This is a genomic window from Glycomyces rhizosphaerae (assembly GCF_042647865.1).
Classification (GTDB): Bacteria; Actinomycetota; Actinomycetes; order Mycobacteriales; family Micromonosporaceae; genus Glycomyces; species Glycomyces rhizosphaerae.
Genome location: NZ_JBHRWO010000010.1, coordinates 462,195 through 486,353 on the forward strand (window position 1 = coordinate 462,195; position 24,159 = coordinate 486,353).

A 24,159-nucleotide genomic window follows, 5' to 3' on the forward strand; every position below is an offset into this window, starting at 1 on the left:
ACGCCACCACCGAGGAGACGCCGATGTCAACACCCGACACAGCCGTTGAAGCAGGAGTGCCTTACGGCATCCCGCTCGAACGCGACCACCCGTTCGACCCGCCCGCCGCCGTCATGGCCCTCCACCGCGGGGCCGAGATGCGGCGCATGAAGTACTACCCCGAGGGCCGCCTCGGCTGGCTCGTCACCAGCCACCGCTTGGCCCGCAAAGTCCTGGCCGACACCCGCTTCAGTTCCACCCTCGGCGGCCCGGCCCAGGTGCCGATCCCGATGCCGGGACTGGAGGGCTACCTCGACTTCGAGGGCGACTTCCCGACGACGCCGGGCATGTTCATCGAACTCGACCCGCCGGACCACACCCGCTTGCGCCGCAAGCTCACCGGCGTCTTCACCGTCAAGCGCATGAAGGAGCTCGAACCGCGCATCGCCCAGCACGTGGAGGACCGCCTCGACGCCCTCGCCGCCGGGCCGCGGCCGGTCGACCTGGTCGAGGCGTTCGCGGTGCCCGTGCCCTCGCTGATGATCTGCGAACTGCTCGGCGTGCCCTACGAGCAGCGCGAACGCTTCGAGGCGGACGCGCGCGCGATCTTCACCACGGACGAGACCGGCGCCGGGAAGGAGGCCGCCATCGGGCGGCTCTTCGCGTTCATCGGCGAACTGGTCGCGGCGAAGCGAGCGGCCCCCACGGACGACCTCCTCTCCGACCTCGCCGCCGACGACGAGCTCGAAGACAACGAGGTCGCCGGCATGGCGATCCTGCTGCTCGTCGCCGGGCACGAGACGACGGCGAAGATGCTCGCCCTGGGCACCATGGCGCTCTTGGAGAACCGCGACCAGTGGGACCTGCTGCGCGAGCGGCCCGAGCTCATGGCCGGGGGCGTCGAGGAGCTGCTGCGATACCTCACGATCATCCACACCGGACTCATCCGGCAGGTCAAGGAGGACTTCGAGTTCGAGGGCCACCAGATCAAGGCGCGCGAGTACGTCACGGTGTCGGTGCAGACCGCGAACCGGGACGAGGCGCACTTCATCGAACCGGACAAGCTCGACGTCACCGGGGACGCCAAGGGGCACTTGACGTTCGGTCACGGCGTGCACCAGTGCCTGGGTCAGCAGCTGGCCCGCATGGAGATGCGGATCGCGTTCTCGGGACTCATCGACCGGTTCCCGGGCCTGCGGCTGGCCGTGCCCGTCCACGAGGTGCCGCTGGTGACCGGGCAGAGCTTCTACGGGGTCGGCGAACTGCCGGTGACCTGGTAAGGGAGGCGAAGGCTATGAAGATCGTCGCCGACCGCGAGGCCTGCGCGAGCGCGGGCATGTGCGCGCTGACCGCCCCCGGGTACTTCGACCAGGACGACGAGGACGGCCGGGTCGTGCTCCTCGCTGAGGAGGCCGAGGGCCGCGACGACGACGTGGCCGACGCGGTGCGCCTGTGCCCGGCGAGCGCACTCCGAGTGGAGCCGTAGATCCGGCACCCGCTGTCGCCTTGCGGCGCAGCGGGTGCCGGGCCCTTCGGCCTAACCCCAATGCCGTTCAGTTAGGGGCTGGCTATGACGTTGATGTCGAGGGTGGCTTTGTAGGTTCGGCGGTTGACCGGGCCTTTGGCTCGGTGTTTGGAGATCGCGCGTTTGACCACGCGGGGCGCGGTTCGTAGTCGCCGTTCGGGCAGTAGGTGCGCCAGCACTTGCTGCCCGATGTGGCCTTTGAGGTCGATGGTCGCTGCGTCGGTGATGTTCTGGGCGCGGGTGATCTGGTCGCGGGCGGACTCGACGGCGATGGTGAAGCTGGCCTGGACGCCGGTGTGGCCGGTGCCGATCAGGGCATCGGCGATGGCGATGCGAATGGCCTGGTAGAGAACCAGGAGCGCCCAGATCTCCTGGTCGAGTCCGGCCGGGTCACTCGCGCGGAGCACTCGGCGGCGCAGCAGGGCGGACTTGAGCTCGCAGTAGACGGTCTCGATCTCCCATCGCTGGTGGTAGAGGGCGACGACCTCGGTTGCCGGGTAGCGGTGGACGTCGAGCAGGCTGGTCTGGAGCCGGTAGTGGCCGGTGCGGGTCCCCTCCGAGGTCGCGATCGTGATCGTCGCTTCGATCAGGCGCAGCCGCAGGTTGCCGCGCTGGACCAGGCGGGAACTATCGGCGAGGCGGGCGAGGTGCCGTGGCCGGGTCTGGGTGTTCACGCGGACTAGCAGGTCCGCGCCGGTGTCCCTGATGGCTTCCAGCAGATCGGCCGCGTCGAAAAGGCGGTCGGCCAAGATGATGCGGCCCGGTCCCATTGCCGCCCCGAGCCGGGCTGCCATGGTGGTCTCGCCCTGGTCGATCGGACCGAAAACCGCGCCCAGCAGCGCGCGCGAGCCGGTCGCGATCAGGGCCACCAGGCGGATCTGCGGGTAGCCCGACCCCCGGTATTGGGTGTGTCCGCTGGAGCGGTGCACGGCCAGGTTCGCCGCTGATGCGGGCACATCGAGCAGGGTGCCGTCGATAGCGCACACCAACAAGCCGCGCCATCGGGCCGCGGCTGAGGTCGGCTCACAAAGCAGATCGAACAGCGCTTTGAGCGGGCCCGGCCCCAATCGTTTGCGCGCGTAGTACAGCGCCGAAGCGGTCGGCTCGGCCCTCGTTCCCAGGCCGCCGGTGAGCTTGCGCCATACCCCGGGCCAGCCCGATGCGGCGAACAATCCAGCCGCCAGCAGCAGATACACGACTACCCGAGCCGGGATCAAGCGCCGGCGGCGCTCGGTCTTGTCGCAGTCAGCCAAGACCGCGTCGACCATCTCGAAGGGCACGATTCGGGTCAGCTCGCCCAGATGTCCCGGCGCGAAGACCCCGCCAGCGGCACGGATGACACGAGTTATGACAGTATGAGCAGGCAAGGGGCTCCTTGGATGATGAACATGGTTGCAGCACAACCGTTCTACCAAGAGCCCCTTGCCTCACGCCTACCGGCCGAGCCCGAGCTTGACAACCCGCCCCAACACCTAACTGAACGGCATTGGGCCTAACCCAGGGCCAGGAACTTCTCGACGCGTTCGACGGCCCGGCGGTCGATCGCCGCGTAGTGGGAGGTGCGCTCGGCACCGGTGAGGGCCTCGCCCGTGGTGAAGTTGCCGTCGGCGTCGACGATCTGCGGCTCGCCCTCGGCGTCGGGCAGGACCTCGACTGCGGCTTCGCTGATCCCGGTGTAGAACGAGATGCCGTCGCGCAGCACGCGATCGAGGATCCCCTGCAGCATGGCCCAGTACTCGTCGCCTTCAGCGGCACCGGCCAGTCCGAGCCACAGCATCCGCTTGCCCGCGAGCTTGGGCTTGCTGCGCCCGTAGGCGAAGCCGTAGTTCCACACTCGATCGATCCATCCCTTGAGGAGCGCAGGAGGGCTGTTCCAGTAGACCGGGAACACGGGGATGATCGCGTCGGCGGCGAGGATGCGCTCCATGTGGGCTCGCGTCTCAGGCGAGTAGACCTTCTCGCGGTCGTCCCAGTCGGGCTGGTCGGCGACGGTCATGCGGGGGTCGAAGCCCTCGGCGTTCAAGTCGAGCAGGTCGACCGCGTACCCGGCCTCCTTGAGCCGCGCGGCCACGACGTCGCCGATGTGGACGGTCAGGGAATCGGCGCGGTGGTGCGAGACGACGATGAGAGCGGTGCGGTCGGCCATGATGTCCTCCAGGCGTTCGGGTGTCTGGATCCAGTACAGCCCCGAAAGCGTGGACGAACGATGGCTGCGGCGCTCTGATCCATGCGTGATCGTCTACGATTGGCGCATGGACCCGCTCAGTGAACTCCTCGGTGGCATCCGCGCTGAAGGCGCGATCCTCAGCGACGCGATCCTCAAGGCCCCCTGGGTGGTCCGGTTCGACGACCGGGCCCCGCTGACGATGGTCACGGTGGCGCGCGGCGGCGGCGTCATCCTGCTGGCCGACGGCACCGAGGTCAAGGTCAGGGCCGGTCAGACCGCGGTCGTGAACGGCGGCGAGTCGTTCTGCATGGCCGACGAGACCGCTTCCGTCGACCGCCCGCACCTCGACTACTGGCTCACCTGCTTCGAACCCGGCGCCTCCGCCGAATGCTCGCCGCCGAATCTCGTTGCGGACGAAGGGGAGGCGACGGCGCTGTTCGTCGGCGCCTACCGGGCCTCGGGCCGCCGCCACGAACGGCTCATGCGCGCCCTGCCGCCGGTCCTCGTCATCGACGACGGCTCCGACGTGTGCGCCTGGCTCGACGCCTGCGCCATGGACCTCGAAGGCCGCAAGCCCGGCACGCAGGCGTTCATCGACCGGCTCTTCGACTGGGGCCTGGTCTGCACCCTCCGCACCTGGTTCGACGACCAGGGCGAGCGCGCCCCGGTCTGGTACCAGGGCTTCACCGATCCCGTTGCGGGACCGGCACTCGAAGCCATCCACACCCGCCCCGCGAAGCCCTGGACAGTGGCCGACCTCGCGGGCGAGGCCGGCGTCTCCCGCGCCCTCCTCGCCAAGCGCTTCAACGAGATCATGGGCGAGCCTCCGCTCACCTACCTCACCGAATGGCGCATGCAACTCGCCGAAGAACTCCTCGCCGACCCCGATCTCACCGTGGCCCAAGTGGCCCGCCGCATCGGCTACGCCGACCAGTTCGGCTTCAGCAACGCCTTCAAACGCCGAAAAGGACTGAGCCCCACCACCTTCCGCGCCAAGGCCACAACCTGACGGCGGCTGCCGGCTCGGCAGCCGCCGACAGGCGGCGCGGGAATCCAGGGATCACCCCGTCGCCGCGCCGCGAGCTGCGGCAGCGGCCTGGAGCGACCGCGGAGGCGCATTTCCGCGTTTTCCTTTCGTCCCCGTACCGACGTGTAGCGTGAAAAAGGGGACTTAGGGAGCCTCGCTCGAGGCGCAGGGGGCGGTCGGAAATGGCTGATCTGGATTACGCTGCACTGTTCGCGGCGATACCGACGCCGTGCGTCGTCATCACACGGGACTTCGTGATCGTCGCGTTCAATCCGGCCTACATGGAGGCCACCGGCAAGACGCACGACGAACTGATGGGGCAGCCCCTCTTCGAGGTCTTCCCCGACCCGGACGCCAGCGGCGAACGAAACGTCAGGGCCTCCTTGAACCGGGTGTTGGAGACCGGAATGCAGCACACCATGGCCCTCCTGAAGTACGACGTCCCCCTCGGCGGCACACCTCCCGAATTCGAGGAACGCTGGTGGTCGCTCATCAACTCGCCTGTCCCCGGCCCGAACAGCCCGGTCGAATGGCTCCTCATCCGGGCGGAGGATGTGACGGCGTTCGTGAAGACCCACGACCCCCGCCACCGCCCGCCCACCGACCCGCCGTCCGAGTCGTTGGCGGTGGAGGCCGAGCTCTTTGAACGCGCCCGTGAGCTGCAGAGCCTCAACGTGGAACTGAGCGAGGCCAACGTACGCGACCGCGAGGTCGCCGTCACGCTCCAGAAGGCCATGCTGCTCACTCCGGACCTTGAGCGCCACAGCGATGTCGCGGTGCGATACCTACCCTCGATCGAGAACCTGAACGTCTGCGGCGACTGGTACGACGTGATCGACCTGTCGAGCGACCGCTTCGCGGTGGGCGTCGGCGATGTCGTCGGCCACGGCCTGGAGGCCGCCGCGGTCATGGGCATGCTCCGCAGCGTGCTGAACGCCGCCATCCGTGCCTTGGAGCGGCCCGCTCACGCCCTTGAGGTCCTGGGCCTGTACGCCCGCTCAATGGAGGGCGCGCTGAACTGCACGGCCGTCAAGGCGATGGTGGACCCCCTCAGCGGACTGATCATCTACAGCAACTCCGGACACCCGCCCCCGGCCCTGGTTCACCCGGACGGCCGTTGCGAACTGCTGGACCAGGCCCTTGACCCGCCCTTGGGCGCACGTCCGCAGCACGTCCCCTGCTCGCAGTCCGGGCTGCCCTACACCTCAGGAGACACGCTCGTGCTGTACACGGACGGGCTGATCGAACGGCGCGGCGAGGACATCGACGCGGGTCTGGACCGACTGCGCGAGAGCCTGGCGCGGCACTGCGCCCAGAGTCCGCGGCAGATGGCCGATGCGCTGCTGGACGAACTCGGCGTGGCGGGCGGCACCCACGACGACGTCTCCCTGATCGTCGTCCGTTTGTGAAGGGCCGCAAGGTGTCAGGGCTGCAAGGTCTTTGGGAGATCCGGCCGGCGGTCGGATCTGAGCCACCAGTGGGCTCCCAGACCCGCCGGATCCGTGAGCCTCGCCGAGGCTCCGGCCCTCGCCAGCGCCTCGGCGTAGGCGATCGGGTCCTGGAACGCCGTCGACAGCGGCGGCAGGATCGGGTCGAGGCCGAGGCGCAGCAGGGCTTCCCGTTGGGGTTCAAGGCGGTCGCAGCCGATGGCGTCCACCGCCACGTGCGCCGTGATGTCCCTGGTGCCGTCGGGGATCGGCGGGGTCTCCCGGCCTTCCTTGAAGCCCGTCATCGTTCCGGCCTCCGGGCGCCGGCCCTTCAAGTGGCCGTAGTCGACGGCGAGGACCGTGCCTCGGGTCAGGCGGGCGGTCAGGTTGCGCCACATCGCGTCGCGCGGCCTGCCGATCTCCGCGCGTTCGCTCTCCGCAGCGATCGGCCACCATTCGGCCAGCCAGGCCGCGTCCGCGTCGGCGACCGGTTCGCCCAGGCGGGTCTCGCCCTGCTCGTCGACCTCCTCGTAGCGGGCTTGGCCGTGCGCGTCGACCACCGCCACGTCGCAAGGGACGTTGTCCAGCAGTTCGCAGGCGATCACGAGGCCCTCGACCCGTTCGGGGAGTTCAGCCCGCCAATCGATGCGGTCGGGCAGATGCGTCGGCCTCGGGCGCAGTTCCACCGCCGCAAGGCGGATGCGGTCGTCGAGCAGACTCGCGAGGCGTTCCAGGAGTTCGCCGTCTCCCGAGCCCACGTCCACCACGGTGAAGGCCTCCGGGCGGCCCAGGCGCTCGTCGATCTGGTCTGCGAGCCTGGCGATCGCCTCGGCGAACGCCGGGGTCTGCGCGCTGGTCGTGAAGTGGCCTCCGGGCAGCTCATGTCGGTAGAACCCGCCCGGCCCGTACAGGGCCCGAGCCATCGCCGCGCTCCAGCGCTCGAACCCCGTCATGAGCCCGACCATAGACCGCGAGTGAGAATTGCCACTCGGAGCCTCCCGGGCTGGCGTTCACGATCCTGCGAAGCACAATTAACGCGTAAGCAATGACCGGTACCTCCACAAGGACTGGATCAGCATCATGGATCAGCAGCGCAGCTCAGCCCCGCAGCGGCCGGCCTCTCGGCTCGCCGTCGGGGTCGTCTCCGCAGGCAGGGTCGGCTCCATCGTCGGAGCGGCCCTCACCCGCGCCGGCCACCGGGTCGTCGCCGCCTCAGCCGTATCCGACGCTTCCCTCGCCCGCGCCGCCCGCCACCTCCCCGGCGCCGAGATCCTCCCCGCCCCTGACGTGGTCGCCGCGGCCGAGCTCCTGCTCATCGCCGTCCCGGACGACGCCATCGCGCCGCTCGTTGCCTCCCTGCCGATCCGGCCGGGCCAGATCGTCGTCCACACCTCCGGCGCGCTCGGCGCCGACGTGCTGCGCCCCGCCCGCGACGCCGGCGCCCTCACCGTCGCGCTGGCCCCCGCCATGACCTTCACCGGCCGCGACGAGGACCTCGAGCGCCTCGCGGGCATCTCCTGGGCCATCACCGGTGAGGCCGAGGCCCGGTTCATCGGTGAAGCGCTCGTCCTCGAGATGGGCGGCGACCCCGAGCACGTCGACGAGGCCGACCGCGCCCGCTATCACGCGGCGCTCGTCTACGCCGCCAACCACCTCATGACGCTCGTCAACGACGCGGCCGAGCAGCTGCGCGCCATCGGCGTCGCCAACCCCGAGCGGCTCCTCTCGCCGCTCGTGTCGGCCTCGCTCGACAACGCCCTGCGCCACGGCGACGCCGGCCTCACCGGCCCGGTCTCGCGCGGCGACGCCGGGACCGTCGCCCGCCACCTGGAGGCGCTGGCCGGGACCGGGATCGAAGAGGTCTACCGGACGATGGCCCGCCGCACCGCCGAGCGCGCCCTAGCCTCGGGTCGTCTCAAGAGCGCCGATGCCGAAGGGCTCCTTGAGGTCCTGGCCCACCCCGAAAAGGAGGAGACGCCGTGACGGTGCTTGTGCACACCAAGGCCGACCTGGCGAAGGCCCGCGCGGGCCTGCCCGGGCGAGTCGCCGTCGTCCCCACGATGGGTGCGCTCCACGACGGACACCGCGCGAACTTCAAGCGCGCCAAGGAGATCGCGGATTCGGTGATCGTCACGGTGTTCGTGAACCCGCTCCAGTTCCGTCCGAACGAGGACCTGGACAAGTACCCGCGCACCCTCGACGCCGACCTCGTCATGTGCGAGGCCGAGGGCGTCGACCTGGTGTTCGCGCCCAACGTCAACGAGATGTACCCCGAAGGGCGCGACGGGCTGACCACCGTCCACGCCGGACCGGACGGCGAGATCCTCGAGGGCGCATCGCGGCCCGGGTTCTTCACCGGCGTGCTCACCGTCGTCTCGAAGCTCTTCCACCTGACGAAGCCCGACGCGGCCTGCTTCGGGGAGAAGGACTTCCAGCAGCTCGCGATGGTCCGCCGCATGGTGGCCGACCTCGACATGGGGATCGAGATAGTCGCCGTCGAGACCGACCGCGAGGCCGACGGGCTCGCCCGCTCCAGCCGCAACGTGTTCCTCTCGGAGGCCGAACGCGCTGCCGCCCTTGCCATCCCGAGCGCCGTCAAGGCCGCTCAAGACTCGACCGACCCGCTCGCCGCGGCACAGAAGACCCTGGCCGCCGAGCCCGGCCTGGACGTCGATTACGTCGTCGTCCGCGCCACCGACCTCGGCGAGGCCCCCGCACAGGGGCCCGCGAGGCTTCTCATCGCCGCCAAAGCGGGCACCACCCGCCTCATCGACAATGCAGCCGTATGGATTGGAGACCCCCGATGATCCGGACCATGTTCAAGTCCAAGATCCACCGCGCCACCGTCACCCAGGCCGACCTCCACTACGTCGGCTCGGTGACCGTGGACGCCGACCTGCTCGACGCCGCCGACATCCTCGACGGCGAACAGGTCGCCATCGTCGACATCACCAACGGCGCCCGCCTCGAGACCTACACGATCGCCGGAGAGCGCGGCTCGGGCGTCATCGGCATCAACGGCGCCGCCGCCCGCCTCGTCCAGCCCGGCGACCTCGTCATCCTCATCTCCTACGCGCAGATGGAGGACGCCGAGGCCCGCGCGTACACGCCCGCGGTCGTCCACGTGAACGAGCGGAACGAGATCATCGAGGTCAACGCGGACAAGGCGCACCCCGCGCCGGGCACTGCAGGCAACCCGGTGGCGTCGCCACTAGCCGCGCGGTAAGTTCTGTCCACATGACCGAAGAACCGAAGCACGAGGCCGCCGACAACGGCGCCGAAAAGGACGACGCGAAGAAGGCCGACAAGGCCGAACCCGTCGACGACCTCAAGACGACCCACCACACCCTCGGCAAGCTCGCGTACACCGCCACCACCGGGCGGATGGTGCTCCACGAGGAGATCACCGAGGACGACAAGTTCAACGGCCGCAAGCCCAAGGCCGAGGTCTCCATCACCTGGTACACCCTCAACGACGCCGACGTCACCGAACGCCCCGTCACCTTCGCGTTCAACGGCGGCCCCGGTTCCTCTTCGATCTGGCTGCACATGGGCCTGCTCGGGCCCCGCCGTGTCGACTCCGGCGACGCCGGATCGCTCACCCCGCCGCCGTTCGGCCTGCTCGACAACGAGGAGACCCTGCTGCGCCACACCGACCTGGTCTTCATCGACCCGGTCTCGACCGGCTACTCCCGCGCCGTCGAAGGCGAGAAGGCCAAGGACTACCACGGCTTCTCCAAGGACATCGAGTCCATCAGCGAGCTCATCCGGCTGTGGACGACCCGCAACAACCGCTGGCTCTCGCCGAAGTTCCTCATCGGCGAGTCCTACGGCGGCACCCGCGGCGCCGGTATCGCCGAATACCTCCAGACCCGGTTCGGCATGACGCTCAACGGCGTCATGTTCATCGCCCCCGCGTTCAACACCGAGACCCTGTACCACGCCAGCCGCTCGGAACTTCCCGACCCGCTGTTCCTCCCGACCTACGCGGCCACCGCCCACTACCACGGCCTCCACCCGGACCGCACCCTCGAAGAAGTCGTCGACGAGGCCCGCGCCTACGCCGACGAGTTCCGCGGCATCCTCGCCAAGGGCCAGAACCTCGACCCCGAGGAGCGCGCCGCCGCCGTCGCCAAGATCGCCTCGCTCGCCGGCGTGAGCGAGGACTACGTCGACCGCGCCAACCTCCGCCTGGAGCACACCCGCTTCTACGCCGAGCTGCTGCGCCACAAGCGCCTGATCACCGGTCGCCTCGACACCCGCTTCACCGGGCCCGCCGACCACTACACGCACGAGCAGATGCCGTACGACCCGTTCCTGGTCGGCACCGACGGCCCCTACTCGGCCGCGCTCCAGTACTACGTGCGCTCCGAACTCGAGTACGAGAACGACCACGTGTACGAGCGGCTGTCGCGCGCGGTGCACCCGTGGTCGTACAAGGAGTTCGAGGGCGAGGCCGTCGACGTCATCGGCAAGCTCGGCAACGTCATGCGGTTGAACCCGTTCCTGCAGGTCCACGTCGCGATGGGCCGCTACGACGGCGGCGTCCCGATCGAGGCCATCGAGTACACCCTCGACCACCTCGAGATCCCGCTCGCCGACCGCGACCGGATCGAGACGAAGACCTACCCGGCCGGGCACATGATGTACGTCCACGAGGAGTCGCGCGTCCAGCAGTCCGCCGACCTCGCCGACTTCATCCAGCGCACCGCGAACCGGGGCTAGCACCAGCGTGAACACGTATCCGGGCCCGGCAGGAGCCGCGCACAGCGGCCCAGGCCGGGCCCGGCCGTGTACGTTGACCGGCCTCGGCGGCCCGCTTCAGCTCTCCTTCAGGTTCGCCCCGCTAGCGTTGCAACCGGGGGCCCTTTCCCAGAGGCGCGGCGGACCGTCGGCGTGCTCCGACTTCAAGTTCACGGGCCGCCCGCAGCGTCCCGTCCCCGCCTTCGTCGCCCGGATTCCGGGACGCACGCCACACCCGGTTGGCACCCACCGTGTCCACGGGGGCACAGTTGAGCCGTCCGCCGAGCCCATCGGCGGCGCACCCATCGAACGGGCACCCGGGCGACCGGGCGCCCACCGCTAGAAGGGCAACGGCACGTGCCACCCGCGACCATGCCTCACTCAGTGCCGCTACCGGACCTGCCGCGCCTGCCACGGCGGCTGCGCGCCGCGGCGCCGTCCTGGACCGAGACCACCGACGTGTGCGTCATCGGCTCCGGCGTCGCCGGGCTCACCTGCGCCCTCAACCTGCGCCGGGCCGGATTCCACGTCACCGTGGTCACCAAGGTCCGCATCGACGACGGCTCCACCCGCTGGGCCCAAGGCGGCGTCGCGGCCGTCCTCGACCCGCTCGACAGCCCCGAGGCCCACGCCCGCGACACCCAGATCGCCGGCGTCGGCATCTGCGACCCGGCCGCGGTCGACGTCACCGTCACCGAGGGCCCGGCCCGCATCGCCGACCTCATCCACCTCGGCACCGAGTTCGACCGGCACCCCGACGGCTCACTCCAGCTCACCCGCGAAGGCGGCCACCGCGCCCGCCGCATCGTGCACGCCGGCGGCGACGCCACCGGCGCCGAGATCCAGCGCGCCCTGCACTCCGCGGTCCTGCGCGACCCCTGGATCCGCATCATCGAGCACGCCATGGTCCTCGACCTGCTCACCGACGCCCGCGGGCACGCGGCCGGCGTGAGCCTCCACGTCCTCGGCGAAGGCGTCGAGTACGGCGTGGGCGGCGTCGAGGCCCGCGCGGTCGTGCTCGCCACCGGAGGCCTCGGTCAGATCTTCCAGTCGACCACCAACCCTTCGGTGTCCATCGGCGACGGAGTGGCGCTGGCCCTCAGAGCCGGGGCGACCGTGACCGACCTCGAGTTCGTCCAGTTCCATCCGACGGCGCTCTACCTCGAAGGTACCGAGGGGGACCGACAGCCTCTGATCACCGAGGCGATCCGGGGCGAGGGGGCCCTCCTCCGCGACTTCTCGGGCGACCGGTTCATGGTCGGCGCCCACGAGCTCGCCGAGCTCGCGCCCCGCGACGTCGTCGCCAAGGCCGCGACCGCGCGGATGCGCGCCGAAGGCCAGTCCCACGTGTGGCTCGACGCCCGCCACCTCGGCAAGGACATGCTGGAGACGCGCTTCCCGACGGTCACCGCGTCCTGCCGGGCCCAGGGCATCGACCCGGTCACGGACCTGGTCCCCGTCGCGCCCGCCGCCCACTACTCCTCGGGCGGGGTGCGCACGGACCTGTTCGGCCGCACCAGCGTCCCCGGCCTCTACGCCGCCGGCGAGGCCGCCTGCACGGGCCTGCACGGCGCGAACCGCCTCGCCTCCAACTCGCTGCTCGAAGCGCTCGTGTTCGCCCAGCGCATCGCCGACGACCTCGCCGAGAACAAGCCCAGCCCGGGCGTTGCCGAAGCGCCCGAAGGCGAAGGCGACGTCTGCTCGACCACCTCACGCGCGCCGATCCAGGAGGCCATGACCGCCGGGGCCGGGGTGCTCCGCTCCGAGCGGTCACTGGAGGCCACCGCGCAGTCGCTGACGGCTTTGGGGGACAATGTGTCCGGTCGTCCTCGACCGGCCACATGGGAGGCCACGAACCTGCTCACCGTTGCCGCCGCCGTCACCGCCGCCGCCCACCGCCGGCGTGAGACGCGCGGCAGCCACTGGCGCGAGGACCACCCTGAGGCCGAAGCCGACTGGCTCGGCCACCTCAGCCTTTCCATCAGCTCCGACGGGGAGCTCGAAACCACTTGGGAGCCCATCGCATGAGCCGATTCGCCGAAGCGCCCGGCGGGGCCGGACTGGACGAGCGCCTGCTCGCCCTCCGCCTCGACCCTGAGGACGTTTACGTCGCCGTCCAGGACTACCTCGACGAAGACCTCTCCCACGCCCGCCGCGACGTCACCTCTGAGTCGATCTTCGGCCCCGATCACAAATCCACTGTGGCCATGACCGCCCGCGCCGACGGGCTCCTCGCCGGGCTCCCGATCGCCCACGCGGTCTTCCACGCCATGCCCGGCGACGTCGAGTTCACTTATCTGGCAAAGGAAGGCGCGCGTATCCGCGCCGGGCAGGTCCTCGCCCGCGTCTCGGGTCCCACCCGCTCGCTCCTCGCAGCCGAGCGCACCGCCCTGAACCTGCTGTGCCGCATGTGCGGCATCGCCACCCACACGCGCCGCTTCGCGGACGTGCTCGCCGACTGGCACACCACCGTGCTCGACACCCGCAAGACCACGCCCGGCCTGCGCGCCCTCGAGAAGTACGCGGTGCGTGCCGGCGGCGGCGACAACAAGCGCATGGGCCTGTACGACGTGGCGATGATCAAGGACAACCACAAGGAGGCGGCCGGCTCGATCAGCGAGGCCTTCGCCGCCGTCCGTTCGGCCGAGCCCGAGATCGACATCCAGGTCGAGGTCGAGACCCTCGACGAGGCGCTCGAGGCCGTCTCCGCCGGGGCCGTGTTCCTCCTGTGCGACAACATGAGTCCCAAGGAACTCGCCGAGGTCGTCGAGTCCGTCGGCGACCGCGCCGAGCTGGAGGCGACCGGGCGCATCAACCTTGACAGCGTGGTCGACTACGCCGCCACCGGCGTCGACTACATCTCGGTCGGCGCGCTCACGCACTCCTCGCCCATCCTGGACATCGGACTCGACTTCGAGGAGTAAGACCGTGCTGCTGTGCGTCGACATCGGGAACACCAACACGGTGCTCGCCGTATTCGAGGGCGAGACCCTCAAGCACTCGTGGCGGATCCGCACCGATCCCCACGCCACCGCCGACGAGCTGGGGCTCACCTTCCGGGCCCTGCTCGACGGCGACGGCGTGGACCTGAGCGGGATCGCGCTGTCCTCCACCGTGCCCCAGCAGGGCGCGGAGGTCGCGAAGATGGTGCAGCGGTACTACCCGCACGCGCACCTCGTGCAGATCGCGCCCGGCATCAAGACCGGGGTGCGCCTGAGCATCGACAACCCGCGCGAGGCCGGCCCCGACCGCATCGCGAACACGCACGCGGCCTTCCACCTCTACGGCGGTCCGTGCATCACAGTGGACTTCGGGACCTCGACGAACATCGACGTGATCTCCGAGCACGGCGACTTCCTCGGCGGCGCTTTCGCTCCGGGCATCGAGATCTCCATCGACGCCCTCGCCTCACGCGCGGCGAACCTCCTGAAGATCCCGCTCGTCAAGCCGCGCAGCGTCATCGGCAAGAACACCGTGGAGTGCCTGCAGTCGGGCATGGTCTACGGCACGGCGGCGCAAGTGGACGGTCTGGTCCGGCGCATCACCGAAGAGCTCGGGGCCGAACCCACCGCGGTCGTCGCCACCGGCGGCCTCGCTCCGGTCGTGATCGAGCAGTGCGAGACGGTCACCCACTACGAGCCGAACTTGACCCTCCACGGCCTCCGAATGATCTGGGACCGCAACGTCTGATGGTGATCGCGTCCCTCGGCCAGGCGGGCGCGGGCGCCGACTGGTTCGCGTGGACCGCGATCTTCGCCGCCGGGTTCGGCGCCGGAACGATCAACACCATCGTCGGCTCGGGGACCCTCATCTCCTTCCCGGTGCTGCTCCTGCTCGGATACCCGCCGGTCGTCGCGAACGTCTCCAACACGCTCGGGCTGGTCCCCGGCAGCCTCTCCGGCACCTTCGGCTACCGGCGCGAACTGCGCGCCACCGCGCACCTGGCGCGGCTCCTGCTGCCCGCTTCGGCCGTCGGCGGCGCCGCCGGTGCCGCGCTCCTGTTCCTGCTGCCGTCGGAGGCGTTCGAGCTGATCGTGCCCGCGCTCATCGCGCTCGGCATCGCGATGGCCCTGCTCGGACCGCTCGTGCAACGCGCCGCGGCCCGCCGCGCGGCCTCCCGGCCCGAGTCCGCGAGCGTCCCGTGGTGGAAGACCGCCGGCACGTTCGCGGGGGTGCTCCTGCTCGGCGTGTACGGCGGCTACTTCGGTGCGGCCCAAGGGATCCTCATCGTCGGCCTGCTCAGTCTGCTCACGGCCGAGACGATCCAGTCCCTCAACGGTCTCAAGAACCTCCTGGTCATGGTCGTCAACCTCATCGCGGCCGCCACCTTCGCCCTGATCGCCCCCGCCAGCCTCGACTGGCCCGCGGTCGCCCTCATTGCCACCGGCTCCGCCCTCGGCGGTCTCATCGGCGCCCGCATCGGACGCGGGCTCCCCGCCCCCGCCCTCCGCGGCGCCATCGCGGTCGTCGGCACTGCCGCGATCGTCTACATGCTCGCGACTTGATTCCAGGGGTCGCCGGGGAACCGGGGGCCGCCGACCGGCACCGGTGCGGCGCTGCTGGTATTGGCGGCCCCCTTCTGGTTATTCCTCGGGGCGGCCGAGGGTCCAGGTGGTCATGCGTTTCCTCGCGAAGTAGACGAGGTGTTCCGGGTTCGCCTTGAGCCAGGCGTAGCGGCGCAGCTCGTAGGCGAGCGCGGTGTAGTGCGCCTGGCTGCGTCGCTGGTCGGAGAGTGGTTCGGTGAGGTGCGGTTCGCCGTAGAGCGCCCGCGTGATGGCTTCGACCGCGAGGTGGTCGTGCGGCGGGACGACGCCGCGCCCGGCCTGGCGCAGTTCGGTCATGAACGCGGCGAGGCGGGTGTAGTCGATCGGGCCTGCCCCGAGTCCGGCGCCGGGGCCGAAGCGGTATTCGAGGGTCACGGCGGTGGCGGCCCGCAGGTGTTCGGCGGCGATGCCGTGGTCCTTCGTCTGGAACTGCTGCCTGAGCTTCGCGGCGGTTTCGACTTCGCCGGTGACGAGCGCGGTGAGGTGGGTGCGGTGGAGCGCATCGGGTGTCATGCGTCGGTTCCTTCCTGGGTGGGAGCGGTCTGGACGGGAGCGGTTTGGGCGGGTGCGGTGGCCGCAGACGACCCTTCGACCGCCTCGACCGCCTCGACCGCCTCGACCGCCTCGACCGCCTCGACCGCCTCAACACCTTCGGCGGCCTCGGTCGCTTCGGCCGCCTCTGCTGCCTCGGCCCCTTCGGCCCTTTCGGTCGTGTCGGTGGTGGTGGCGGTGGTGTCCGATGCGGGCGGTCTCGCTTGCGCTGCTTTGCGTCGCATCGGTGCGAGGATCGGCGATTCGAGCGCCTCGTCGAACATTTCGGCGCCGGCCTCCTGGGCGAGGTCGAAGCGTTCGGCCAGTTCGGTTTCGGACGTCGTGTGATCGGCGAGTTCGTCGATGACGACCCACATGTAGGCGCCCTGTTCAAGGTGCGGGATCTCGGTGAGCAGGACCGATTCGACGGTGACAGCCCGGACCATCGCCTCGGCGCGCAGCGCCTCGAACGAGCCCCCAGGACGGTAGTGCTTGTCGTGCAAGCGTTTCGTGAGCGCGGTGAGGTCCGCCGGGTCGGGTTCGTAGCCGAGCTCTTCGAGCACGAACTGGCTGAACAGCGTCAACGTGAACAGCAAGTGGCTCATGCGCTGCTCGTCGCCGATCAACGCTGCGAGTCGGTCGGCTTCGGTGGTGTCGCCGGTGAGCCGGACGGTTGCGTGGGCGCGGAACAGCGCCGTGTTCTCGGTGTGGTCCATGGTCATGGTTGAGTCATCCTTCGCATTCGCGTCGGGCCGCTTGCCATGCGGCGACCGCTGCACGCTTGAGCGCCGTGGTCCGGCCGGGCTGGCGGACCCAGCCGAGGTGATCGAGTTCGGTGATGTGGAGTTCCGGCTTTGCGGCAATGGCTGCGGTGCCGTCGAATCCGGTGACGAAGCCGAGGATCGGCGGCAGGTGTTCGGGGAACGTGATCCATAGCCTCGGGATCCCGTACAGCACCCCGAACCGCACTGGCCGACCGCCGACCTCGGTCTCGGCGACGGTCGTGAGTCCGCCGGGGTCGATCCCGCCGAACGACCTGACCGGAAGCGGGATCTCCCTGAGCGCCTGCGCATATCGAGCGCGGATGCGGTGCGGTGCGAGTCGACCTACGCCCATGCCGCACCCCTCGGGAGGTAGTCGGGGCGCACATTCGGCGGGGACGTTTCGTTGCGGGCGCGCTGCACGCCTCGCATGGCCTGCGCGAACCGGGCGGTCCGATCCGCGAGCGCGGTGTGCCGGTCGGGCGGCACCGGTGCGGCCTCACGTGGTCGAGGACGATGGCGGAGGAGCCCGGCGATCAAGCGGATGCCACGTGCGATCCGGCCGATGGTCGGACCGCATTCGCGTTCGATCGCGGTTTGCGAGCGGTGCGCTGCGGCGAGGTCGGCGGATTTCTCGATGAACCGGTCCCAGGCGTCTTCGCGGAGCTTGTTGAACCGGTGCGGCGGTTCCTCGGGTACATCGGTCGAGCGGCGGTCCATCTGACGTGGCAGGTGCATCGGCTGCTCCGGGTGCGGCGGTTGCGATGGGCCGCGAGAGCGGCCGGGAGACGGTTGGCGCGCTTCAGGTTCGGGCCTGGACCAGGGCTGGGGCCGGGCCTGGGGCCGGGGCTCGGGTTGACGATTCGGACGGTCTTCCTGGCCCGACTGCCGGGACGGCGGTTCGGGAGGATCGTTGTCGTCTGGGGAGCCCTCGGGCCTGCGAGACCCGGGCTGTTGGGCTGCGATGTAAGCGGACTCGGCAGCCTCGGGTTCGTAGGTCCGATGCTCGGTCGACGTCTGCCCGGTGGATACCTGCCCGGTCGACACCTGCTCAGTGGCATGCCGGTCGGGGGACTTCGGTTCGAAGGACGCGCGCTCGGCGGCTTCGAGGGCTTCGCGTTCGCGGGTGATGCGGGTGCGACGCTCCCAGAGGGCTTCGGCGTGTTCGGCCCACTCGGCTTTGTCGGGTTCCTCTTCGACTTCCCACCACGGGATCGGGTCGGGGAGTTCGTCGCGGCGGTGACGACCGGTGCGGCGGTCGGGGAACCATCCGGGGGAGCCGAAGGGACCTGGGTCGAGCACGTCGAAGGGACGGGCGCGGTCGATCAGGTACGTGTCGCCTGGCTTGTGGCGCAGGTGCATTGGTTCGTAGCGCGGGTTGGACGGGTTGGAGTCGGGTGCGTTGAGGTCGCACAGGTCGGGGCGGGTTTGGTATCGGTAGGCCCCGGGGGTCATCGGATCGGGTGAGCCGTCGGGGAGGAAGAGGCGACGGTTCGCCCAGTCGTAGAAGCCGTCCGGTTCGGTGAACAGACCGGGGTTCTGCGGGTGGGGGAAGGCGTGGTTGTGGCGCGGATCGTCGGAGACCGGCGCGGCTTTGCCGCGCGTGAACCCGGGAACGAATGAAATGGTGGCGGGTTCCGCCGTGTGGTCGAACCCGTGGGTCGCGGGGTCTTCCGCGTGGTCGAAGCCGTGGCTTGCGTGGCCCTCGGATAGGTCGAGCCCGCCGGTTGCGGGGTCCCTCGTTTGGTCGATCTCAGAGGTGGCTGGGCCCTCCGTGCGGTCGAGCCCGGGGATGGAGAGGCCCTCTGCGCGGTTGAACCCACGGGTGCCGGGGACTTCTGGGCGGTCGGCCCCGGAAGCGGCGGGATCCGGGTCGGACATTGCGCGGAGGCGCCTGCGCCACTTGAGGGTCAGGTCCGAGTCCGGGCCGCGGTCGAAGTCGTCGGTTGGGGCTCGGTGGGTGTAGGAGGTCGAGTCGGCGGTGATGTCGGAAGCGGGTTCGGGGCTCTGGCCGGAGTTGTGGCCGGAATCGAACCGCCGGGAATGGCTGTTTTCAGGTACGCCGGAATAGCGTATCGTCGTAGACGACACAGAAGGCTCGCTTTCTGTTGTTGGCCGCCCGGTGGGCCTTGGCTACCAAACTTTGGAACCACCGGGCGGCGTTTACATTCTGGCCTATAGATAAAGGCTGATGTGAGCGGGTTGCGTCGTAACAAGCTCCGTTCGAGACGTAAGAATTCGGCTCGCTTACGATTGCGCGAGAACCTCTTTCGATGATGACGCGCCAAAACTTACGTGTCAACTTACGAGACTGAGCCGTCTAGAACTTTTTTGAAACCAAAAGGGGGACAAGGGCTTTGACCTTGTCCCCCCTTGCGCATTTGGATGAACGCTGAAGCTAGGCGTCTTCCGCTCGCCAGCTCGCGGCAGTCGACTCTGCCTCATCGAGAAAGCGATCAAGTGAGGCCGAGACGTCGGTATCCTGAGCGACTACCTTCGTGATCACCTGGTGCTGAACACTCAGTACCTCGGCATTCGGGATGTCTGCCAGCATGTGGTCATCGCCGAAAGCCGCGCGGATCACTCCCTCGGCAGCTAGCGAGTTGAAAGGGGGCTGCGCATTTCGATAGTCGTAGCGCATCTCCTTGACAAAGCTGGCGATCGCATCGCGGCTGACGCCGTTCGCGAACCTGCGTTCGAGGAGAATCGCGAACAGGGCGGCGACTAGGTCGAAGTATTCATCGCGCTGCGACTCCGGGAGCTCCTCGTTAAGCGCATGCGTGGTTTCGGTGTCTCGCAGGGCGAAAGCCCGGAGCAGCTTTCGCGGAGCGGTACTTGCAGTCATCGGTTCCTCTTCCTCATCTCGCCCACTGCTACCTTAGCGACCGCGACCCCCATCGCCGTGAAGTTTGCGACGGCTTGGATCGGGTCGAGCGGCGTGGCGCTCGGGGGATCGTTCGTGAATTGCGGGCCGGTGTCCTTCGGCAGCGATTCGGTGTATTCGTTGTCGGCGGGAGGATCGAAGAAGTGCTGGAAGTTCACAGCGTCGGTGGTGACCTGCTTCGTCCCGCCCTGAAGGTCCTCGACACCTCTCGCAGCGACCCTCACCGCGCGCACCGGCCGGCTCGTAAGCCGTGAGTCATCGAACGGGTCGATCTCCTCGGGAAGTTTCGCAGGCTCGTCAGCGATGTATCGGAGCTGATCCGGGCCCGGCTCGTGGTCGAGCCCGGCAACGAAGTCGAATTCCGTGACCGGTTGAGGCGAGATGGCCGATTCGCCTGAGGAATCGCCGCCGGTCGCTCCCGAAGCTCGCGCTCTCGGTCCCATTGTGCCATGGATGGCCGACAGGACAATAAAATGCGCCTTGACCAGCGAACCCTGAAGCGTCGCCCTTATGGACTCCGCCTCTTCAATCTTGTCGACCACAGCGCGCATTCGCACCGAAGCGGCCTCGGCGCCGAGGCCGCCGATCTCAACAGTGGCGTGTTCGGCCTGGCCCTTTGACGAATTGATCGGCCCGGCTACCGCCTCAACCGCTGCCCGATCGGCCTCGATCTTGGCGGACAGCTCGTACAAACCAGCCACAACCGAAACCTACTGTTGTTTCGCGGCAGCCGCCGCAGACATCGCCTCGTTCAGCTTGTTCTGCAACGCCGCCGCGAGCGCCGAGCACTCCTCCAACTGATCCTTGCAAGCTCCGATCGCAGCCGCCGCACCTTCGACGTTCAAGGCCTGCAACTGACCGAGGGTTTCCTCGGTCATCGCCTTGGTGCCCTCGATCTGACCCTGAAACTCCGTGGCCGCGTTCGCGTTCGCGCTGATCGAGGCGATCACTTCATCAATGGAAGCCATGGGGATATCCGTTCTCACTCGTTCAGACTGGGGCGCAGAGGATCGCGTTGCAGCTCGAATACCGCCGCCGACGCTGCGAACCGTTGTCGCGGCTGACGTTACCCGAACCGGGACAACCCCGCACGACACGCGCCAGCGCCAACGGAAACGCCAACCGTGCAGGGCACGGCTGTCGTCCCACCCATCGCACTGCTCGCGCGCGGACGCGCGTGCCTCACTAACAAGCCCTGCGGCAGTGGGCCTTCGCGCTCTCGTACCGGGCCGCGTAGTCAGATCCGGCGCGGCCTTTCCCGCCATATGCCGGTGCCATAGCCGAGGGCGAGGTTCAGGGTGGTAAGGATCAAGGAGAGAACGTCAACGTTTTCCATCACGCCTGGAGTCCGCGCTCCAATTGCGGTGAGCACGAAGGCCGCGAGGGCAGAAAGGCTGTAAACGCCCGGTTTGGCAAGATCAAGCTTCCCGGCGACCAGGGGGCCGATGATCATCGAGCTGAGTGGGGTGAGCACTAGCGCGGCGAGGAAGAAAAGCACCTCACCGTCGGAAAAGTCGGGGGGCGGACCCGTGCGTAGTGCTGAGGAGGCGGTGAGACAGACATTGGCGACCACGACGGCAGTCGCAACTTGCGCGAGGCTGATCCAGAGTGTCTTGACCATGGCTTGGAGTCGCATCGTTTGCCGCGTGGCAGGCCGGTCTTCGTGGCCCGAGGGGTTGGGAGGTTCGCTCATGACGTCGAAGACTACGCGTCCAGCGTGACGGTCCCGGTGGTCGCGGCGGTCGTGGCGAATCCGAAGGCGGCCGGTTGAACCATGCGGGCGCGATACGCGGAAACGCCTGAGCGACATGCCCTCTGCCTCAGCGCAGGTCGGCCACCAGGTGGAAGCGTTGCAGCACTGCCAGTGTCGCGTCGTCGACGGTGAACTCCGGATCGTCCAGCGCCTCCCGCATCTCCTCGCTGTGCCAGAACGATTCGTGGTTCGCCCGCCACTCGGCGATGCTGCGGTCGCCTTCGCCCTCGTCGATCACGTGCCGGAGGTCGATCTCCGACAACGGCACGACCCGAACCTCGGTGGTCTCGATGACCGCGACCGGCCGCGCATTCGAGTCGATGACGACCGCCCGCTCGCCGACCTCGGGCAGGGCTTCACCCTCGTGTTCGTAGTCCACCACCAGCCCGGTCGTGGAGGTCTTGGCGCCGTCCAGGATCGCCGCCACCAGCTGGTCGCGCAGCGGGCCCGGGAACGCGAACTCGGCCTTCGGCAACGCGGCGATCTCTGCAGGGGTGGGGACGCTCGGCGACATGCGACCACGGTAGTCCGGCCGGTTGCAACGGCCGCTGCGGAAGGCCGTGCGCGGGCGTCGGTGTGGACCTAGCCGAGTGCTTCCTCATAATCGCCTGCGGCGTCACTCGATTCGGCATCGTCGCTCAGGCGCTGCTCCTCGGTGAGGTGCTCCTGCTCCCAGGCCTCCTCGCCGGTCTCCATGTCGAAGTCCTCGATGGCCTGGTCCATCCCGGGGGTCATGTACTGCACCAGGTCGGCGGGGATCTCGGCGCCGGTCGGTTTCGGGCGGCCGTTCTCGTCGAGGGGCGGCTTCCAGTCGGGGGCGTTCGAGGGGAACTTGCTCTTCAGGTCCTCGGGCGCGTGTTCGGCGAGCTCGGGCGGGACGTTCTCGGGGTGCTTCGCCATCTCCTCCCACTTCTCGCGCGGGATGGTCTCGGCCATCTTCTGCCACTCCTCGTCGGAAATGGTCGCCACGAGATAGGGGTTGAGCACTTTGGAGCCGTCGGGGAGTTCGGTGACGGCGAGCTCGGAGTCGTCGGTATCCTTCTCCTCTTCGGTCGCGGGCTCTTCTGCCCCGCCGCCTCCGCCGGCGCCGCTGCTTGAGCCACTGCCGGTGTTCTCGCTGGTCTCTTCGCCGGTCTCCTCGCCCGATCCGCTCCCGGAGCCACTGCCCGAGCCGCTGCCGGTGTCGTCGCCCTTCTTCTCGGCGGGGTCGTCCTTCTTCGGCTGCTCCTCCTTCTGCTTGGGCTGCTTCGAACCGGGGTTGCGGATGTTCGCCGCGCCCGTCTTCAACTCAGACTCGATTGTGGAGAAGCCTTGGACGACCTGCGTCAGTCCTTCAAGCGCCGCTTGCACATCGGTCTTCAGCTTCTCAAGTCGCCGCTTCACCTCGTCGTGGGTGCCGGTCGCCTCCTTGACGATCGCCGTGATGCCTTCCGGGATGCCGGCGGCGCCCGCGGCCAGGGCCCCGAGCATGATCTTGACGCACAGCTCAAGGCAGTCGAAGACGAGCTCGACGACGTCGCCGCGGGCCTCGGCCACGAGGCTGCCGATGTTGTTGATCCGGTCGCCCGCAGTCGAAGCGAGGCCCGCGGCGGTCGCGATCGTCTTGCCGAAGGCCTTCGCGATCTTGCGGTAGGTCTCCCCGGCGTCGCCCTTCCAGACGTCGCTGGAGCTCTCCGCGCCCTGCGTCGCCAACTGGCTGGTCCGCGACAGCGCCTCGCTGATCGACTTCCACTCCTCGGCGAGCTCGGCGACGGCGTCGCCGTCGCCCTGCATGAGGTCGATCGGGTCCTTGAGCCAGCCGATGCTGCTGATGATGTACCCGGCCACTTCGCCAGTGAGGTAAGCGAACGGGTTGATGACGAGCGTGAGCAGGTCGATGTTGTCGCCGACCCATTCGGTGGCGGCCCGGAGGCCGTTGAACGCCGTCTCGGCCATGCCGAGGGCGGCGTCGCCGGCGGCCTCGAGCGCGTCGGCGCCGAACGAGACGATGCCCTCGTGGACGTCGGCGACGACGTCCACGGTGTCGGAGACGGCCTCGACGACCTCGCCGGGGCTCGGGAACGGTCCCCATCCCATGGCTACAGCCCCTCCGTGAGTTTGACCAGATCACCGGAGACGGCGTCATCAGCATCCTCATAGGACTTCTGGGCGGCCTCGAGCCCGTCGGCGAGCGCGTCCGCGAAATCGGCGGCGGCGCTGAGCGCGCGCTCGGCGGCCTGGTCGAACTGCTTGAGCGCCGGGGGCACCAGGTCGGCCAAGTACTCGCTGAACGCGTTGTCGTCGGACAGCTCGGCGTCCTTCGCGCGGGTCGCGATGTCCTTGAGCGGTTCGCTGACATCACCGCGCGTGGCGGCGGCGACCTGCCGTATGGCGTCGTTGACGACGCTCCAACCGTTGCCCATCAGTACTCGCCGCCCGCGCTGTGCTCGCCGCGTCGCAGGGACGCCGCGAAGTTCGACATCGCGGGCGTGTCGGCACCGAGGAGCCCGGTCATGACCGCCGTGGCCTGGGACGCGGCGTCGGCGACGGCCTTGGCGTACATGGCCATCGTCATCTCACCGAGGGACTGCGGGCTGGTGCGGCGGGCGTTGGGGCCGTACTCGACGGCCAGCAGCGCCCCGCCCGCGCCGACGGTGACGGTGACCTCCTCGTGGTCGCTGGCGGCGCTGGCGCTGATCGCCTCGAGGCGATCGCGCGAATCGTCGGCCTGCTCCTGGAGTCGGGACATGCGGGTCTCGAAGTCGGCGAGGTAGCCCTTGATGTCACCGCGCGCGGTGGGCCGCTCGTCAGGGTCGCGTCGGCTCATGTCGGCCTCCTC

The 24,159-nt window shown here is 69.0% G+C and carries 27 protein-coding genes; 12 read left to right on the top strand and 15 right to left on the bottom strand.

Features of this window, described 5'->3' with window-relative positions; all coding sequences use genetic code 11:
* The first annotated feature begins 23 nt into the window (after positions 1-23).
* Positions 24-1,259 carry a cytochrome P450 gene (locus tag ACFO8M_RS11820; protein ID WP_387975059.1) on the top strand — a complete coding sequence of 412 codons (1,236 nt, stop codon included), beginning with the start codon at positions 24-26 and terminating at the stop codon, positions 1,257-1,259.
* 14 nt (positions 1,260-1,273) lie between these two features.
* The gene (locus ACFO8M_RS11825) at positions 1,274-1,465 is read left to right on the top strand and encodes a ferredoxin (RefSeq protein WP_387975062.1); all 192 of its coding nucleotides are present in this window, start codon (positions 1,274-1,276) and stop codon (positions 1,463-1,465) included.
* Positions 1,466-1,536: 71 nt separating this feature from the next.
* Here ACFO8M_RS11825 and ACFO8M_RS11830 read toward each other — a convergent pair whose 3' ends face one another.
* On the bottom strand, positions 1,537-2,871 hold the full coding sequence (locus ACFO8M_RS11830) for an IS4 family transposase (RefSeq protein ID WP_387975065.1): 1,335 nt from the start codon (positions 2,869-2,871) through the stop codon (positions 1,537-1,539).
* 125 nt (positions 2,872-2,996) lie between these two features.
* The gene (locus ACFO8M_RS11835; RefSeq protein WP_387975068.1) at positions 2,997-3,650 is read right to left on the bottom strand and encodes an NAD(P)H oxidoreductase; all 654 of its coding nucleotides are present in this window, start codon (positions 3,648-3,650) and stop codon (positions 2,997-2,999) included.
* Between the two features lie 106 nt (positions 3,651-3,756).
* Between ACFO8M_RS11835 and ACFO8M_RS11840 the strand changes: the two genes are divergently transcribed.
* Together ACFO8M_RS11840 and ACFO8M_RS11845 are read left to right on the top strand one after the other, a co-directional pair.
* Positions 3,757-4,680 (top strand): AraC family transcriptional regulator, encoded by a 924-nt coding sequence (locus ACFO8M_RS11840; RefSeq protein ID WP_387975071.1) that lies wholly within the window; start codon positions 3,757-3,759, stop codon positions 4,678-4,680.
* Positions 4,681-4,880: 200 nt separating this feature from the next.
* Positions 4,881-6,107, top strand: a complete 1,227-nt coding sequence (locus ACFO8M_RS11845; RefSeq protein ID WP_387975074.1) for a SpoIIE family protein phosphatase — start codon at positions 4,881-4,883, stop codon at positions 6,105-6,107.
* Positions 6,108-6,121: 14 nt separating this feature from the next.
* On the opposite strand, the gene ACFO8M_RS11850 is transcribed toward ACFO8M_RS11845, so the two are convergent.
* Entirely contained in the window at positions 6,122-7,078 is a 957-nt protein-coding gene (locus tag ACFO8M_RS11850; protein WP_387975077.1) for an SAM-dependent methyltransferase, read from the bottom strand.
* Between the two features lie 127 nt (positions 7,079-7,205).
* Here ACFO8M_RS11850 and ACFO8M_RS11855 point away from each other — a divergent pair, with 127 nt between their 5' ends.
* The 8 genes from ACFO8M_RS11855 (at position 7,206) to ACFO8M_RS11890 (ending at position 15,373) form a co-directional block, all read left to right on the top strand.
* Positions 7,206-8,108 carry a Rossmann-like and DUF2520 domain-containing protein gene (locus ACFO8M_RS11855; RefSeq protein WP_387975080.1) on the top strand — a complete coding sequence of 301 codons (903 nt, stop codon included), beginning with the start codon at positions 7,206-7,208 and terminating at the stop codon, positions 8,106-8,108.
* The gene (gene panC, locus ACFO8M_RS11860; protein ID WP_387975083.1) at positions 8,105-8,932 is read left to right on the top strand and encodes a pantoate--beta-alanine ligase; all 828 of its coding nucleotides are present in this window, start codon (positions 8,105-8,107) and stop codon (positions 8,930-8,932) included. The genes ACFO8M_RS11855 and panC overlap by 4 nt, the downstream gene beginning before the upstream one ends.
* On the top strand, positions 8,929-9,351 hold the full coding sequence (gene panD, locus ACFO8M_RS11865; protein ID WP_387975086.1) for an aspartate 1-decarboxylase: 423 nt from the start codon (positions 8,929-8,931) through the stop codon (positions 9,349-9,351). The genes panC and panD overlap by 4 nt, the downstream gene beginning before the upstream one ends.
* A gap of 11 nt (positions 9,352-9,362) precedes the next feature.
* The gene (locus ACFO8M_RS11870; protein ID WP_387975089.1) at positions 9,363-10,850 is read left to right on the top strand and encodes a S10 family peptidase; all 1,488 of its coding nucleotides are present in this window, start codon (positions 9,363-9,365) and stop codon (positions 10,848-10,850) included.
* 390 nt (positions 10,851-11,240) lie between these two features.
* Positions 11,241-12,896 carry an L-aspartate oxidase gene (locus ACFO8M_RS11875; RefSeq protein WP_387975093.1) on the top strand — a complete coding sequence of 552 codons (1,656 nt, stop codon included), beginning with the start codon at positions 11,241-11,243 and terminating at the stop codon, positions 12,894-12,896.
* A complete protein-coding gene (nadC, locus tag ACFO8M_RS11880; RefSeq protein WP_387975095.1) occupies positions 12,893-13,792 on the top strand; it encodes a carboxylating nicotinate-nucleotide diphosphorylase in 900 nt (299 codons plus the stop codon). The genes ACFO8M_RS11875 and nadC overlap by 4 nt, the downstream gene beginning before the upstream one ends.
* 4 nt (positions 13,793-13,796) lie before the next feature.
* Positions 13,797-14,558, top strand: a complete 762-nt coding sequence (locus tag ACFO8M_RS11885; protein ID WP_387975098.1) for a type III pantothenate kinase — start codon at positions 13,797-13,799, stop codon at positions 14,556-14,558.
* Positions 14,558-15,373, top strand: a complete 816-nt coding sequence (locus ACFO8M_RS11890) for a sulfite exporter TauE/SafE family protein (protein WP_387975101.1) — start codon at positions 14,558-14,560, stop codon at positions 15,371-15,373. Before ACFO8M_RS11885 ends, ACFO8M_RS11890 begins: the two co-directional genes overlap by 1 nt.
* A gap of 78 nt (positions 15,374-15,451) precedes the next feature.
* Here ACFO8M_RS11890 and ACFO8M_RS11895 read toward each other — a convergent pair whose 3' ends face one another.
* The 12 genes from ACFO8M_RS11895 to ACFO8M_RS11950 all read right to left on the bottom strand — a co-directional run bounded on the left by ACFO8M_RS11895 (position 15,452) and on the right by ACFO8M_RS11950 (position 24,147).
* Positions 15,452-15,925, bottom strand: a complete 474-nt coding sequence (locus ACFO8M_RS11895; protein ID WP_387975104.1) for a hypothetical protein — start codon at positions 15,923-15,925, stop codon at positions 15,452-15,454.
* The gene (locus ACFO8M_RS11900) at positions 15,922-16,665 is read right to left on the bottom strand and encodes a hypothetical protein (RefSeq protein WP_387975107.1); all 744 of its coding nucleotides are present in this window, start codon (positions 16,663-16,665) and stop codon (positions 15,922-15,924) included. Before ACFO8M_RS11900 ends, ACFO8M_RS11895 begins: the two co-directional genes overlap by 4 nt.
* Before the next feature lie 7 nt (positions 16,666-16,672).
* Positions 16,673-17,059 carry a hypothetical protein gene (locus ACFO8M_RS11905; protein ID WP_387975110.1) on the bottom strand — a complete coding sequence of 129 codons (387 nt, stop codon included), beginning with the start codon at positions 17,057-17,059 and terminating at the stop codon, positions 16,673-16,675.
* On the bottom strand, positions 17,050-18,795 hold the full coding sequence (locus ACFO8M_RS11910; protein ID WP_387975113.1) for a hypothetical protein: 1,746 nt from the start codon (positions 18,793-18,795) through the stop codon (positions 17,050-17,052). Before ACFO8M_RS11910 ends, ACFO8M_RS11905 begins: the two co-directional genes overlap by 10 nt.
* 307 nt (positions 18,796-19,102) lie before the next feature.
* Positions 19,103-19,549 carry a hypothetical protein gene (locus ACFO8M_RS11915; protein WP_387975116.1) on the bottom strand — a complete coding sequence of 149 codons (447 nt, stop codon included), beginning with the start codon at positions 19,547-19,549 and terminating at the stop codon, positions 19,103-19,105.
* Positions 19,546-20,289 (bottom strand): hypothetical protein, encoded by a 744-nt coding sequence (locus tag ACFO8M_RS11920; RefSeq protein WP_387975119.1) that lies wholly within the window; start codon positions 20,287-20,289, stop codon positions 19,546-19,548. The genes ACFO8M_RS11915 and ACFO8M_RS11920 overlap by 4 nt, the downstream gene beginning before the upstream one ends.
* A 9-nt stretch (positions 20,290-20,298) precedes the next feature.
* Positions 20,299-20,556 (bottom strand): hypothetical protein, encoded by a 258-nt coding sequence (locus ACFO8M_RS11925; protein WP_387975121.1) that lies wholly within the window; start codon positions 20,554-20,556, stop codon positions 20,299-20,301.
* Between the two features lie 269 nt (positions 20,557-20,825).
* Entirely contained in the window at positions 20,826-21,209 is a 384-nt protein-coding gene (locus ACFO8M_RS11930) for a hypothetical protein (protein WP_387975124.1), read from the bottom strand.
* A 199-nt stretch (positions 21,210-21,408) separates the two neighbouring features.
* Entirely contained in the window at positions 21,409-21,855 is a 447-nt protein-coding gene (locus ACFO8M_RS11935; RefSeq protein WP_387975127.1) for an ASCH domain-containing protein, read from the bottom strand.
* Between the two features lie 68 nt (positions 21,856-21,923).
* Positions 21,924-23,417 (bottom strand): WXG100-like domain-containing protein, encoded by a 1,494-nt coding sequence (locus ACFO8M_RS11940; RefSeq protein ID WP_387975130.1) that lies wholly within the window; start codon positions 23,415-23,417, stop codon positions 21,924-21,926.
* Positions 23,418-23,419: 2 nt separating this feature from the next.
* Positions 23,420-23,743 (bottom strand): hypothetical protein, encoded by a 324-nt coding sequence (locus ACFO8M_RS11945; protein WP_387975133.1) that lies wholly within the window; start codon positions 23,741-23,743, stop codon positions 23,420-23,422.
* Positions 23,743-24,147: a YbaB/EbfC family nucleoid-associated protein gene (locus ACFO8M_RS11950; RefSeq protein ID WP_387975136.1), complete on the bottom strand. Its 405-nt coding sequence runs from the start codon at positions 24,145-24,147 to the stop codon at positions 23,743-23,745. Before ACFO8M_RS11950 ends, ACFO8M_RS11945 begins: the two co-directional genes overlap by 1 nt.
* Between the last annotated feature and the right edge of the window lie 12 nt (positions 24,148-24,159).